The organism is Halorubrum sp. SS7, from assembly GCF_005435055.1.
GTDB lineage: Archaea > Halobacteriota > Halobacteria > Halobacteriales > Haloferacaceae > Halorubrum > Halorubrum salinarum.
Genome location: NZ_SGXV01000242.1, coordinates 1 through 571, shown reverse-complemented (window position 1 = coordinate 571; position 571 = coordinate 1). Strand labels below are relative to the sequence as shown.

Sequence of the window (571 nt, the reverse complement as noted above, 5' to 3'; positions counted from 1 at the left end):
CGCCTTATCGGACTGAGACGCCGATCTCCGCGACGATGTCACGCGCAGAGCGGCCGACGAAGAGCGCGTTCTCCCCCGATGCGAGAGTCCAGCCGGTCTGTTCGTCGTAGTACTCGAACTCCGAACGCGCAACCGACACCTCCGGCGTCCGCCGTTCGCCCGCTTCAAGCGTCGTCGCCTCGAACCCGACGAGTTCGCGCTCCGGCGTTGGGACCGGCGCAGCGGCCTTCTGAGCGTACACCTGTACGACGGTTTTGCCCCGACGATCCCCCGTGTTCTCCACCGGGACTGCCACGGCGAATCCGTCGCCGTCCTCGGTCACCGACGGCTGCCCGTACGCGAACGAGGTGTAAGAGAGGCCGTGTCCGAAGGGGAACGCGGGGCGAACGTCGCGTTCGTCGAAGTACCGATAGCCGACGAAGACGCCCTCGTCGTATCGGGCCACGTCGTTGACCCCGGGGAACGCCGTCTCATCGCTCGCGGGATAGTCGGCCGCACTGCGTCCGAAGGTCGTCGGGAGGCGCCCGCCGGGCTCGGCGTCACCGAAGAGCAGGTCGGCGAGCGCGTCGCC

At 68.3% G+C, this 571-nt stretch carries 1 protein-coding gene; it reads right to left on the bottom strand.

Translation table 11 applies throughout. The annotated features are described in order from the left end of the window. Positions 1–4 precede the first annotated feature (4 nt). Positions 5–571, bottom strand: a 567-nt coding sequence (locus EXE44_RS17835) for a fibronectin type III-like domain-contianing protein (RefSeq protein ID WP_199241273.1), incomplete at its 5' end; no start/stop codon positions are given.